The sequence below is a fragment of the Halovulum marinum genome (genome assembly GCF_009697225.1).
GTDB lineage: Bacteria > Pseudomonadota > Alphaproteobacteria > Rhodobacterales > Rhodobacteraceae > Halovulum > Halovulum marinum.
On record NZ_WIND01000010.1, the window covers coordinates 84,567 to 97,367 of the forward strand.

Sequence of the window (12,801 nt, forward strand, 5' to 3'; positions counted from 1 at the left end):
CTCAGGCCTCGGCATAGGTGTGGCGGAAGCTGGCGTCGGCGGGGGCGAATCGCGCGCCGGTGCCGCCGAAGGCCGGGTGCTCGGCCCAGGGCATGGCGTGCGCTTCGGTCAGGGCGTTCAGTTCCTGCATGTAAGGTATGCCGCCGTCGCGCAGCCCGGCCTCGATCGCCGCCCAGTCGGGATAGGCCTGGAACGCGTCCAGCCAGATCGCCCGGCCCGCAAGGTAGCCGGAAGCCCCCGCCGCATAGGCATGTTCCAGGATGCGCTTGAACTCGGGCTTGCCCGCGCCCGCCGACAGCATCACCCACGGGCGCCCCGCCAGCCGGCCCATCTCGTCGAACAGCGCCTGCACCTGCGCCGAGCCGTCCGCCGCCCGGGCATTCACCGGGCTTTCCAGCTTGAAGATGTCGACGCCGTACTCGGGCCTGGCGAATTCCTCGACCGAGGCGAGCACGTGGTCGGACCGCTTGGCCTGCATCTCGACGTAGTCCTTCGTCTGGTCGGCATCGCCCTTCAGCGGATAGACCAGCAGCTCGAACAGGAACGGGATGTCATGCTGCGCGCACGCGTCGCCGATACGGCGGGTGAAGTCCTGCTGGGCGCGGCAGACCTCGGGCGAAGCGTCGGGGCGGTACCACGCCAGCACCTTCACCGCGTCGCCGCCCATGCGCTTGATCTTGCCCACGGACCAGTCGTCGATCTGCGCCGACAGGCGGCCGCCGTCAGACTCCTGGAACAGGCTGTCCTCCAGCGTCACGATCAGCCCCTTGTCGGGCGACAGGCGGTCCAGCCCCATCGGGATCGCGTAGTGCGGGTCCAGCAGCAGCGCCGAGCTTTCCGCCTGCAGCGCCTCGATCAGCAGGGTCTTGAAGCGGGCGACCTCCCGCCACGGGGCCTCGTCGGTGTTGTGGTGTCTGGCGATCGGCCCCTTGATCGGCGGGCGCTGATCCACCGCGGTCATCTTGAAGCGGCCGGCCGCGTCGGCCAGGCGTCGGAAACCCCAGAGTTTTCCGGGTGTCAGCTGCATCAGTCTGCTCCTTGCATGAACTCGTCCACCTCGGCCCGCGTCGGTGCGCCCTGGCGGCCGCCGGGCCGGGTGCATTTCAGGCTGGCGGTGGCGTTGGCGAAGACCACCGCCGCGCGTTCGGACCGGCCCTCGGCCAGGGCCAGGGCGAAGGCGCCGTGCCAGACGTCGCCCGCGCCGAGGGTGTCGACGGCGGCGACCTGCGGCGCGGGGATGCGCTCGGGGCCGCCGGCCCCGGCGATCAGCGTACCGGCGGCGCCATCGGTAACGCAGACCCACGCACCGGTGCGGCGGGTCGCCCTGGCCAGGCCTTCGGAAAGATCGCGGGTGGCGGTGAATTCGGCCAGCCCCTGCGCCGAGAAGGCGACATGGGTCGCGGCGGCGGCAAGGGTTCCGGACACCGGCGCCTCGCCGTCCAGCACCGCCGGAATGCCCAGCGTGCGGGCGTGTGCAAAGACCTGCATCGCCGCCTCGGGCCAGCGGGTGTCGGCCAGCACGGCAGAGGGTTTGCCAAGGTCCCTGTCCAGCCGCTCGGCCAGTTTCTCGCCGCGGAAGGCGACGATCTGGCGCTCGCCCGCCGGGTCCACCAGGATCGAGGAATAGGCCGAGCGTCCGCCAGGCGTGCGCACCACCAGCGAGGTGTCGACGCCCCAGTCTTCGAGGTCGTCGCAGGTCATCCGCCCGATCATGTCCTGCCCGCAGCGCGCGGCAAGCCGGGCCCGGCCGCCCAGCCGGGCGATGGCGACCGCCGCATTGCCCGCGCAGCCGCCGCCGACGATCGCGGCATCGGCGGCGCGGTATTTCTCGGGGCGGTCCGGGAAGGCGTCCACCGTGAACAGGAAGTCGATCGCGGTCGAGCCGCAGACGAGCACATCGGTCATTCAGTCCACCTTCAACCCGCTGGGCACACTCTCGGGGCGGCCCAGCCTGCCCTTGACGCTGTCCCCGCCGGTCAGCGCGTGCAGGAAGGCGACAATGTCCGCCACCTGCGCATCGGCGAGCGTGCGCGGGGTGATGTCGAGCCGCGCGCGCAGCCGGGCGGCCTCGCGGGCGTCCTGGAACCCGAGGAAGTCGCCCGGCACGAGGTTCGCGACCTGAGGCAGCGTCGCCATGTCCGGCGTCCAGGCGTCCAGCATTCCCAGCGGGTCCAGGTGATGCCGCACGATACCATTGAGGGTCGGATAGGCGCCGTTGTGCCCGTAGGGCGCGGTCAGCGCGACGTTGCGCAGCGCGGGCGTGCGGAACCGGTAGGCGTCCTCCAGCCGGTCGGTCTCGGCCATGCGGCCGACGTCGCGGGCAACCGGATCGAACCGGCGGGTGCGGCCGGGGCCGATATGCGGCAGCGCCAGCGCATGGAAGTCCTGGTCGGTGAGAAGCGGGCCGGCGTGACAGCCCGAGCAGCCCGCCTCGTCGAAGAACAGGTCCATGCCGCGCTGCTGCGCCGGGGTCAGCGCCGCTTCGCCCGCCAGGTACCGGTCATAGGGGCTGTCGAAGCTGCGCCATTCGGAATTGATGAAGTCGCCCAGCGCGTTGGCGATATCGGCGATGCCGATTTCCTCGGGCGCCTCGATCTGCGGATAGGCCGCCTGCAGCATCCGCGCATATTCCGGAATCGTTCGCACCCGCCGCGCGATCATCGCCCAGCCCTCCGAGGGGCGCCGCAGCATCGCGCGGACCACGGGGTTCTCCTCGGGATCGCCGGCCATCTCGAAGCGCGCCGTCAGCGGGATCAGCGCCTGCGCGGCGAGGATGCCGTTCAGCCCGCGCGGCAGATACTCCTCGGCCGGAGAATTGAAATCGTTGTCGTAAAGGTCCGACGGCTCCAGCCGTCCGTCGTGAAACAGGGTGCGGATCTGCCGGGCGCCGAGGTTCCACAGTGGCGGTGCGTTGCGCGGCACGCGCTTCAGCACCGTGCCCGGCGCGGCGGTGCGCTTCGGTCCCAGACCGGTCGCGCCCTGCCCCAGCCCCAGGCTGAGGCCGTCGCCGGTGCCGCTGTCGTGGCGATGGCAGGTCCCGCACGAGATGTCGCGGTTGCCCGACAGGATCGGGTCGTAGAACAGCAGCCGTCCGACCTCGGCCGCGCGTTCGTTGAAGGACAGGAAGTCTTCGGGGCCCAGCGCCTGCTGCGCGGCGGCGCTTGAGGCCAGCGCGGCGGCAAGGCACAGTCCGGCCAACGGAGGACGAAGATGCCGCGAACCCTTGCCCTTGCGCTGACCCTCATGGCCGCCCCGGCGCTGGCCGAGATCGAGCAGGCGCGCGATCTGATGGAGGCCGGGCGCTTCGCGGAGGCGTACCGGGAACTGTGGCCGGCGGCGCGATCCGGCAATGCCGACGCCGAGGAGCTGATCGGGGTGATGTACGCGATGGGTCTGGGCGTCGCGCGCGACGACGCGCGGGCGTTCGAGTGGTATCTGCGCTCGGCGATGAAGGGGCATCCGGGCGCGCAGTCCGGCGTCGGCTGGTACTACGAGATCGGCCGCGGCCTGCCCGCGCCGGATCTGGTGCGCGCATACCTGTGGTACGCGCTCAGCGCCATCGGCGGCGATCCCGACGCGGCGATCAGCATCGAGGAGGTGGTCAAGAAGATGACGCCGGAGCAGATCGCCAGGGCGCAGGTGCTGATCGCCGATTACCGACCCTGGCTGTACCCGTTCGAATAGCCAGCCTGCCGATGCTGGCGTCCGGTGCGGGCGCGGCTGCGGTCTGCGGCGGTCTGCTGTCGAAATCATCGGTTCGGCCCCTGGAAGGCGGCGCTGGTTCGGTCTGCGTCAAGTCTGGCGTGCCCGGCTGTCCGGGCGCTTTGCGGCGGCGACGCGCCGCCGCGGGCACAGGCGCCGCGCCCCGTGGCGCGGCGCCGACAGTCAGTTCAACTCGCCTTCGTAGACCGCGTCGATCTGCGATTCGGCCTGGCTGACGGCCTCGGTCATTGCGGCGAAGATCTCCTCGCCGCCGTCGACATTGGCCTTGAACCAGTCGTAGACCGGCGCGGCGGCCTCGGCGAAGGCGGCCTTTTCCTCGGGGGTCGGCACATAGAGATCGCCGCCGCCGGCGACGAAGTCCTCGTAGGCCTGGATCGACTTGCGCTTGGGCGAGGCGAAGGTCGCCTGCTGCAGCTGGTAGAAGCCGTCCACCACCACCTTGCGCAGTTCCTCGGGCATGGACATGAACTTCTCGTTGTTCATGAACCACAGCGCGCCCATGTAGGCGTGCCCGTCCAGCGTCAGGTACTGCAGACCCGCGTCGGGGAACTTCATGCCCATGATGTCGGTGATGCCGTTCTTGGACCCCTCGACGACGCCGGTCTGGAAACTGGTGAACAGCTCGGGCCAGGGAATCGGGGTCGGGCTGGCGCCCAGCGCCTTGACCAGCTCCTGCGGCAGGTCGGCGACCACGGTGCGGATCTTCAGTCCCGCCAGATCCTCCGGCATCTGCACCCGCCGCTCGGTGTTGGCGAAGTTGCGCCAGCCGCCGGTGTTGCCGATGGTCATCAGCCGGATCGCGTCACCCGAGGCGTCGCGCACCATCTGCTGCATGGCCGTCACCAGCGGCGAGCCGTTGGCCAGAACCGCTTCGGCCACCCGGTCGTCGGCCATCAGGTAGGGCAGGTCCAGCACCTGCACGAACGGGAAGATGCCGGCGGTGCCGCCGGAGGTCGAGATGTAGACGTCGATCGAGCCGTCAGCGACGCCCTGCATGCACTCCTGCCCGGTCGAGCAGAGCTGGGTGCCGATGAAGGTCTCGACGGCGATGGCGCCGTTCGAGGCCGCCTCGACATGCTGCTTGAAGACGTTCAGGCCGTCGGCGTCCTCGTCGTTCTCGTTCGAGTTCGCGGTGGCGCGAATGGTGTATTCCTGCGCCTGGGCGACGCCGCCGGCCAGCAGCGTGGCGACCAGGAGCGACCCGGCCAGTTTCGTCAGTTGCATCTTCTTCCTCCTGTCAGATTACGAATTCGGCTTCTGTCGGCTCTATTGGATGAACCCCGTCAGACGGGGAACGGTCAGCGAGAAGGCGGGGAAATAGGTGATCAGGAAGATCACCAGCACCTCGACTGCCAGGAACGGCAGGATCGCCTTCGAGATCGCCTCCACCCGTTCCCCCGAAACACTGGAGGCGACGAACAGCACCAGCCCCATCGGCGGGGTCGCCAGACCGACGGTCAGGTTGACGCTCATGATGATGGCGAAATGCACCGGGTGCACGCCGATGTCGGTGAAGATCGGCCCCAGGATCGGGCCGAGAATGATGATCGCCGGCCCCGCATCCAGGAACATGCCGACCACGAACAGCAGCAGGTTGATCAGGAACAGCAGCGTCAGCGGGTTGTCCGACAGTGACAGGATGAAATCCGCCAGCGCCTCGGGTGCGTGCGACAGCGCGACGACGGTCTTGAAGGCCACCGCCGCGCCCACCAGCAGCAGGACGGTCGACGAGCCCAGCGCGGATCGCATGAAGATCGACGGCAGGTCGGACAGGCGCATCGAGCGCAGGATGAAGAACGAGATCAGAATTGCGTAGGCGACGGCGACGACCGACGCCTCGGTCGGGGTGAAGACGCCGACCAGGATCCCGCCCAGGATGATGATCGGCGTCTGCAGCGGCACCACGGCGCGCTTCCAGACCACGCGAACCTCCTCGGACATGCGCGGGCGCATGTAGCGGAAGATGCCCTCGGTCACCGCGGCCAGCACCACCAGCACCGGGATCGTCGGCGTCTCGCCGATGCCCATCGCCGCGGCGGCCAGCAGATGCGCCCCCCAGAGGATGCCGAGCAGGTTGAACCGCGCCAGCACGCGGGCGATCAGGTTCTCGGCCGGGCTGACGGTCTGTCCCTTGCGCACGATCCGCTCGGCCTTGGGCAGATCGTAGCGGTCGGCCATCAGCCGCACCACCAGCATCAGCCCCACGCCCACCAGCACGCCGGGCACGATGCCGGCCAGGAACAGCGCCGCGACCGACTCGCCCATGACGTAGGCGTAGATGATCATGATCCCCGAAGGCGGGATGATCGGGCCGATCACGCTGGAGGCGGCGGTGATCGCGGCGGCGAACCGGCGGGAATAGCCGTTCTTCTCCATCGCCGGGATCAGGGTCGAGCCCAGCGCCGAGGTGTCGGCGACGGCCGAGCCCGAAAGCCCCGCGAAAAGCATCGAGCTGAGGATGTTCACATGCGCCAGCCCGCCGCGCAGATGCCCCATGATCGCCTGGCTGAACTCGACCAGGCGCAGGGTGATCCCGCCGCGGTTCATCAGCTCGCCCGCCAGCATGAAGAACGGCAGCGCCATCAGCGGAAAGCTGTCCATGCCGGTGTAGACGTTGCGGTAGAGCGTGGCGAGGTTGCGCTCCTGCCCGTCGAGATAGAGCAGGATGCCCGGCGCGGCGAGCAGGCCGAAGAACACCGGCATTCCGATCATCAGGAACACCAGGAATACGGGCAGGAACCACAGCAGCATCAATCGGCTCCGGCCGAGGCGACCGCCGGCTCCGGCACCGCGACCACCCCGGTGGCCGGGTCGAGCAGCCGGATCAGCGACCGCAGGATCAGCTCGACGTTGACCAGCGTCATCAGCACCATGCTGACCAGCAGCGACGCCATCATGTACTTCTTGGCGATCTTCGTCGGCTCGGGGATGAAGTCGACGACGAGCGTGCGCTCGAACAGCAGCCAGGGCCCCTCGACCCAGCCGAACTCGAGATGCGCCGGCACCCACAGCGAGGCGGTGGCGAACCGCCCGCCGAAGCCGGTGACATCGGCCCAGCCCAGCCGGACCGCGACGACCAGAACGGTCAGCGCCACCGCCAGCAGGGCCAGGTTCAGGATCGCCGCCGCCCGCGCCGGAAGCGCCTGCGGCAGCATGTCGATCGCCACGAATCCGCCCCAGCGATAGGCCGAGGGCGCGATCAGTCCGGTCATCCACAACATGAAGAAGCGGGCCAGTTCCTCGGACCAGGCCAGGGCGTCGCCGATCACGTAGCGGAAGAAGATCTGCGCGAGGATCACGACGACCATGATCCCGAGGCAGACCCAGGCAAGCTGCCGCCCCACGGCCAGCACCGCGGCGTTGAAAGCCGAGAGGATGCGCAGCGGCGCATGAAGCAGGATCAAGCTGTTCCCTCCCACTGGGCCGGCATTAGTATTTCGTCTTATGTGCCGGCCACTTTCGGATGCTGCGCAAAACGAACCGATCTGTCAAGCGCTGCGATCGACCGCACGCGGCAGGGTCGCGGCGGCGGTTTCGACGACCTCGACGCCGGCGGACTGGCACAACCGCCGCACGCCGCCGGGGCAGCGGTCGGTAACCAACGCCCAGGCATCGCGCATGTCGCCGATCCGCACTGCGGCGGTGGCGCCGAACTTGCCCGAATCGGCCAGCACGGCGACTCGGCCGGCGTTGCGGATCATCGCCCGCACCACCATCGCCTCGTCGAGGTCGAAATCGAGCAACGCGCCCTCACGACCGATGGCGGCGGCGCCGATCAGCGCGTAGTCCGCGCGGAACTGATCAAGGAACGCGACGGCGGTCGCCCCGACCACCGCGCCGTCGGCCGCCCGCACCTTGCCGCCCGCGATCATCGTCGTCACACCGTCTATCTTCCTGATGATGTTCGCGAGATTCACGTTGTCCGCGATCACCGTCAGGCCGGACCCGGGCTGGATGGCGCGGACCGCCGCCTCGGTGGTGGTGCCGGCGTTCACGAATACCGTCGCGCCGCGGGGAATGCGCTCGATCGCGGCGCGGCCGATAGCGCGCTTTTGCGGCGCGGCGATGGCGCGGCGCACCTCGTAGTCGATGTAGTCGCGTCCGGCGCGCGGCACCGCGCCGCCGTGAAAGCGGGTGATCTGGCCCTCGGCCTCCAGCGCCCGCAGATCCTTGCGGATCGTCTGCACCGAGGTGTTCAGCACGCGGGCCATGTCCTCGGCTCGGACGCGCCCCTGCTGCCGGACCATCGCCAGTATGGTTTCCCTGCGGTCGGTCACGCCCGCGCCCTCCTCGCCGTCTTTCAGCCGAGTGTCCGGCAGTTTCGGTTTCTTGTCAAAACGAAACTTGGCGTGCCGCGCCCCGCCCCTTGCGTGCGCCGGCTCTTTGTGATGTTTCCTATCGGAAACTTGCGCCATGTGCCGCGCGGGAATCGAGAGGGGGCCGGGATGACTGACCGCACTGCGCTGCACGCGCTGCACCAGGAACTGGGGGCCAGAATGGTCGCCTTCGCCGGCTGGGACATGCCAGTCAGCTATCCGCTGGGGGTGATGGGCGAGCATGCCGCCGCACGCGAACGCGCGGCGCTGTTCGACGTCAGCCACATGTGCCAGGCGGAGCTGCGCGGCGACGGCGCGGTCGCGGCGCTGGAGGCGCTGGTGCCCGCCAGCATCGCCACGCTGAAGCCGGGCAAGGCGCGCTATACCTTTTTCACCGACGCGGACGGCGGCATCCTGGACGACCTGATCGTGTCGAACGCCGCCGACCACTTCTACCTGGTGCTGAACGCCGCCCGGCGAGAGCACGACCTTGGCCACATGCGCGCGCACCTGCCGGACGGCGTCGATCTGGTCGAGCGCACCGATCTGGCGATGATCGCGCTGCAGGGCCCGAAGGCCGAGTCGGTCCTGGCGCCGATCGTGCCGGCAGCGGCGGATCTTGCCTTCATGGAGACGGCGACCGCCGAGATCGGCGGCACGCCGGTCCGCGTCTCGCGCCTGGGCTATACCGGCGAGGACGGCTTCGAGATATCGCTGCCCGCCGAAGCCGCCGAAGCGCTGGCCCGCCGCCTGCTCGGGCACGCGGACGTCGAGGCTGCCGGCCTGGGCGCGCGCGACAGCCTGCGGATGGAGGCCGGGCTGTGCCTGTACGGGAACGACATCGACACGACCACCTCGCCGGTCGAGGCGGGGCTGGGCTGGGCGATCCAGAAACGCCGCCGCGAGGAGGGCGGATTCCCGGGCGCCGAGCGCATCCTTCGGGAGCTCGCGGACGGACCCGCGCGCAGGCTTGTGGGCCTGCGCCCCGAGGGCCGCGCCCCGGCGCGGGCCGGCACCGTCATCGCCACCGCGGACGGTCGCGACATCGGACAGGTGACGAGCGGCGGATTCGGCCCCACAGTGCAGGCACCGGTCTCGATGGGCTATGTCGAATCGGAGCACGCGGCCGAAGGCACGGACGTCGCGCTGATGATCCGGGGCAAGGCGCACCCGGCGCGCGTCACCACCCTGCCCTTCGTTTCGCACAACTACAAACGCTGAGAAGGAATTGCGCGAGATGACCACCTACTACACCGAGGATCACGAGTGGCTGGACGTGGATGGCGACGTGGCCACCATCGGGATTACCGAGCATGCCGCCGAGCAACTGGGCGAGGTGGTGTTCGTCGAGTTGAAGGAAGTCGGCGAGAGCTTCGAGAAGGGCGACGAGATCGGCGTGGTGGAAAGCGTCAAGGCGGCGTCCGAGATCTTTGCCCCCGTCAGCTGCGAAATCCTCGAGTCCAACGACAGCCTGGCCGACAGCCCGGCCGAGGTGAACGAAAGCCCCGAAAGCGACGCCTGGTTCTACAAGATCCGCCTGACCGACGAGTCCCAGCTGGAAGAGCTGATGGACGAGATCACCTACAAGAAGCTCATTTCCTGAGAGACCGCATGACATTCGCGCTGACAGACTACGATCCCTATGATTTCGCCAACCGCCGCCACATCGGTCCGACCCCGGCCGAGATGGAGGAGATGCTGGCGACCCTCGGGGTGCCCGACCTCGACACGCTGATCGACCAGACCGTGCCGCAGGGCATCCGCCAGCCGCAGGCGCTGGACCTGGGACCGGCGCTGTCGGAACGCGACATGCTGAAGAAGATGCGCGAGGTGGCGAAGCGCAACCGCGTGTGCGCCTCGCTGATCGGCCAGGGCTACCACGGCACCGTCACGCCGCCCGTCATCCTGCGCAACATCATGGAGAACCCCGCCTGGTACACGGCCTACACGCCGTATCAGCCGGAAATCAGCCAGGGTCGGCTGGAGGCGCTGCTGAACTTCCAGACGATGATCGCGGATCTGACGGGGCTGGAGATCGCCAACGCCTCGCTGCTGGACGAGGCGACCGCCGCGGCCGAGGCGATGACCATGACCGAGCGCGCCTCGAAGTCGAAGGAAAAACGCTTCTTCGTCGACCATCATTGCCACCCGCAGACCATCGGCGTGATCCGGACCCGCGCCGAGCCGCTGGGGATCGAGGTGGTCGTGGGCGATCCGTTCTCGGAACTCGTCGCCGACCGGGTCTTCGGCGCGATCTTCCAGTACCCCGGCACCTACGGGCACGTTCACGACTTCTCGGACCTGATCGCGCAGCTGCACGAGGCCAGGGCGCTGGCCGTGCTGGCCGCCGACCCGCTGGCGCTGTGCCTGCTGAAAAGCCCCGGAGAGATGGGCGCCGACATCGCCGTCGGCTCGACCCAGCGCTTCGGCGTGCCGATCGGCTATGGCGGGCCGCACGCCGCCTACCTGTCCTGCAGGGACGCGCTGAAACGCTCGATGCCCGGCCGGCTGATCGGCGTCTCGGTCGATGCGCGCGGCAACAAGGCGTACCGGCTGAGCCTGCAGACCCGCGAGCAGCACATCCGCCGCGAGAAGGCGACCTCGAACGTCTGCACCGCGCAGGCGCTGCTGGCGGTGATGGCGTCGATGTATGCCGTGTTCCACGGCCCCGACGGGCTGAAGGCCATCGCCCAGAGCGTGCACCGAAAGACCGTCCGCCTGGCGACCGGGCTGGAAAAGCTGGGTTTCACCGTCGAGCCGGCCCAGTTCTTCGACACGATCACCGTCGAGGTCGGCGCGCTTCAGGGCGTGATCCTCAAGGCCGCCGCCGCGAACGGGGTGAACCTGCGCAGGGTCGGCGCCACGAAGCTGGGCATGAGCTGCGGCGAGAACACCTATGGCGAGACCGTCGAGGCGGTCTGGCGCGCCTTCGGCGGCGACATCGCCTATCGCGACAACGACCGGCCGTATCGCCTGCCCGAAAGCTGCCTGCGCGACACACCCTACATGGAGCACCCGATCTTCCACATGAACCGGGCCGAGGCCGAGATGACCCGCTACATGCGGCGTCTGGCCGACCGCGACCTGGCGCTGGACCGGGCGATGATCCCGCTGGGTTCGTGCACGATGAAGCTGAACGCCACGGTCGAGATGATCCCGGTGACCTGGCCCGAATTCTCGGAGATCCACCCGTTCGCGCCGGACGATCAGGTTCAGGGCTACAAGGAGCTGATCGACGATCTGTCGCGGCGCCTGTGCGAGATCACCGGCTATGACGCGCTGTCGATGCAGCCGAACTCGGGCGCGCAGGGCGAGTACGCGGGCCTGCTGACGATCCGCGCCTACCACGCCTCGCGCGGCCAGGGCCACCGCAACGTCTGCCTGATCCCGACCTCGGCGCACGGCACCAACCCGGCCTCGGCGCAGATGGTCGGCTGGAAGGTCGTGCCGGTGAAATCCGCCGACAACGGCGACATCGACGTCGCGGATTTCCGCGCCAAGGCCGAACAGTACTCGGGCGATCTGGCCGGGTGCATGATCACCTATCCGTCGACCCATGGCGTGTTCGAGGAAACCGTGCGCGAGGTCTGCGAGATCACCCACCGGCACGGCGGGCAGGTCTATATCGACGGCGCGAACATGAACGCCATGGTCGGGATCGTTCAACCCGGCAAGATCGGCGGCGACGTCAGCCACCTGAACCTGCACAAGACCTTCTGCATCCCGCACGGCGGCGGCGGTCCGGGCATGGGACCGATCGGCGTGCGCGAACACCTGGCGCCATTCCTGCCCGGCCATCCGCACACCGGCGGGCAGATCGGCCCGGTCTCGGCCGCGCCCTACGGCTCGCCGTCGATCCTGCCGATCTCCTGGGCGTATATCCTGCTGATGGGCGGCGCCGGCCTGACGCAGGCGACCAAGGTGGCGATCCTGAGCGCCAACTACATCGCCAAGCGGCTGGCGGGGTCGTACGAGGTGCTCTACACCTCGCCCTCGGGCCGGGTGGCGCACGAGTGCATCCTCGACACGCGACCGATGGAAAAGTCTGCCGGCGTCAGCGTCGAGGACGTCGCCAAGCGGCTGATCGACAGCGGCTTTCACGCCCCGACGATGAGCTTTCCGGTCCCCGGCACGCTGATGGTCGAGCCGACCGAAAGCGAGCCGAAGGCCGAGCTTGACCGGTTCATCGACGCGATGCTGTCGATCGCCGGCGAGGCGCAGGCGATCGAGCGCGGCGAGATGGACGCCGAGAACAACCCGCTCAAGCGCGCACCGCACACGGTCGAGGACCTGGTCGGCCCGTGGGAGCGGCCCTATAGCCGCGAGCAGGCCTGCTTCCCGCCCGGCGCGTTCCGCGTCGACAAGTACTGGCCGCCCGTGAATCGGGTCGACAACGCCTTCGGCGATCGGAATCTGGTCTGCACCTGCCCGCCGATGGAGACCTATCAGGAAGCGGCCGAATAGAAAGGGCAGCCGCACGAAAAGACACCGGGCCCGCACAGCTGTACGAGCCCGGTGTTCCCGACGCGGCTCCCATCTGCAAAGGAGGCGCCGGCCGGAAGCGCCCCCCAACTGCGCTTCCGTATCCTAGAACGTCGCAGCGTGGCGAAGCGTTCCGGCCATCTCCGGTACCCGCCGGACCAGGATCACCCGTATGGCGAGCCGCGCCCCTTGCTGCAGACCGACACCGCCAGATGCCGGTCCGCCGGTGTCCGCATCACCGGCACGCAATGGCGCCGCTCCAACCGGCGCGGGAAAGGTT

At 68.9% G+C, this 12,801-nt stretch carries 11 protein-coding genes; 4 read left to right on the forward strand and 7 right to left on the reverse strand.

Annotated features, from left to right (window positions below):
- Position 1: 1 nt before the first annotated feature.
- From GE300_RS13320 to GE300_RS13330, 3 genes are read right to left on the reverse strand one after another with little or no spacing between them, the layout of a single operon-like run.
- A complete protein-coding gene (locus GE300_RS13320; RefSeq protein WP_154447066.1) occupies positions 2-1,027 on the reverse strand; it encodes a tagatose 1,6-diphosphate aldolase in 1,026 nt (341 codons plus the stop codon).
- Positions 1,027-1,905, reverse strand: coding sequence for a PfkB family carbohydrate kinase (locus GE300_RS13325; protein WP_154447067.1), 879 nt, complete (start codon positions 1,903-1,905; stop codon positions 1,027-1,029). The genes GE300_RS13320 and GE300_RS13325 overlap by 1 nt, the downstream gene beginning before the upstream one ends.
- Positions 1,906-3,198 (reverse strand): cytochrome-c peroxidase, encoded by a 1,293-nt coding sequence (locus GE300_RS13330; protein ID WP_325063228.1) that lies wholly within the window; start codon positions 3,196-3,198, stop codon positions 1,906-1,908.
- A 12-nt stretch (positions 3,199-3,210) separates the two neighbouring features.
- Between GE300_RS13330 and GE300_RS13335 the strand changes: the two genes are divergently transcribed.
- The gene (locus GE300_RS13335; RefSeq protein WP_154447068.1) at positions 3,211-3,684 is read left to right on the forward strand and encodes a tetratricopeptide repeat protein; all 474 of its coding nucleotides are present in this window, start codon (positions 3,211-3,213) and stop codon (positions 3,682-3,684) included.
- Between the two features lie 201 nt (positions 3,685-3,885).
- Here GE300_RS13335 and dctP read toward each other — a convergent pair whose 3' ends face one another.
- The 4 genes from dctP to GE300_RS13355 form a co-directional block, all read right to left on the reverse strand.
- Positions 3,886-4,947 (reverse strand): TRAP transporter substrate-binding protein DctP, encoded by a 1,062-nt coding sequence (gene dctP / locus GE300_RS13340; RefSeq protein ID WP_154447069.1) that lies wholly within the window; start codon positions 4,945-4,947, stop codon positions 3,886-3,888.
- 42 nt (positions 4,948-4,989) lie between these two features.
- Positions 4,990-6,474: a TRAP transporter large permease gene (locus tag GE300_RS13345; RefSeq protein WP_154447070.1), complete on the reverse strand. Its 1,485-nt coding sequence runs from the start codon at positions 6,472-6,474 to the stop codon at positions 4,990-4,992.
- Entirely contained in the window at positions 6,474-7,127 is a 654-nt protein-coding gene (locus GE300_RS13350) for a TRAP transporter small permease (RefSeq protein WP_233416996.1), read from the reverse strand. Before GE300_RS13350 ends, GE300_RS13345 begins: the two co-directional genes overlap by 1 nt.
- Positions 7,128-7,211: 84 nt before the next feature.
- The gene (locus GE300_RS13355; protein ID WP_325063229.1) at positions 7,212-8,201 is read right to left on the reverse strand and encodes a DeoR/GlpR family DNA-binding transcription regulator; all 990 of its coding nucleotides are present in this window, start codon (positions 8,199-8,201) and stop codon (positions 7,212-7,214) included.
- On the opposite strand from GE300_RS13355, the gene gcvT reads away from it, so the two are divergent.
- The 3 genes from gcvT to gcvP are packed head-to-tail and all read left to right on the forward strand — an operon-like array spanning position 8,169 to position 12,503.
- Positions 8,169-9,260: a glycine cleavage system aminomethyltransferase GcvT gene (gene gcvT, locus GE300_RS13360; protein WP_154447072.1), complete on the forward strand. Its 1,092-nt coding sequence runs from the start codon at positions 8,169-8,171 to the stop codon at positions 9,258-9,260. The genes GE300_RS13355 and gcvT overlap by 33 nt on opposite strands.
- Positions 9,261-9,276: 16 nt before the next feature.
- Positions 9,277-9,642, forward strand: a complete 366-nt coding sequence (gcvH, locus tag GE300_RS13365; protein WP_154447073.1) for a glycine cleavage system protein GcvH — start codon at positions 9,277-9,279, stop codon at positions 9,640-9,642.
- 8 nt (positions 9,643-9,650) lie between these two features.
- Entirely contained in the window at positions 9,651-12,503 is a 2,853-nt protein-coding gene (gcvP, locus tag GE300_RS13370; RefSeq protein ID WP_154447074.1) for an aminomethyl-transferring glycine dehydrogenase, read from the forward strand.
- Positions 12,504-12,801: the final 298 nt, after the last annotated feature.